We start from the raw sequence: 462 nt of genomic DNA on the forward strand, positions 1-462 counted from the left end.
CTCATCGCCAGCGCCGCAAAGGCGCCGCATTCTTCGCCTTCCTGCAAGGCCACCGATGTGCCCACCGCATGGGCGGTCATGCCCAGCGCCATGCCGCGCGCTTCCGGGCTGTGAACCCGCAAAAGTCGTAACAGACCTGGGCCGAAAATGGCTCCGATCACCCCGGTAATGAGTACAAATACTGCTGCCAGCGCCGCAACGCCACCGATTTGTTCGGCCACCAGCATGGCGATTGGCGAGGTGACTGACTTGGGCGCCAATGTCATCAACATCATGTGCTCGGCACCGAACCACTGCCCCAGCAGCACCACCGAGGCGGTCGCCACAACACCTCCAAACACCAGCGTAGTAAAGATGGGCCAGAACAGCTGATGAATCCGCCGCAGGTTCAAGTAAAGCGGCACCGCCAGCGCCACGGTGGCCGGGCCCAGCAGAATGCTGAGAGTCTCGGTGCTTTTGCGG

1 protein-coding gene is annotated in these 462 nt (G+C 62.1%); it reads right to left on the reverse strand.

Annotation, left to right across the window (positions count from 1 at the left end; all coding sequences use genetic code 11):
- Nucleotides 1-462: LrgB family protein (locus tag GHO03_RS24745; RefSeq protein WP_178110385.1), on the reverse strand; the 462-nt coding region annotated here is incomplete at both ends.

This window comes from Pseudomonas sp. FSL R10-1339, assembly GCF_009600545.1.
In the GTDB taxonomy this organism is placed as follows: domain Bacteria; phylum Pseudomonadota; class Gammaproteobacteria; order Pseudomonadales; family Pseudomonadaceae; genus Aquipseudomonas; species Aquipseudomonas bubulae.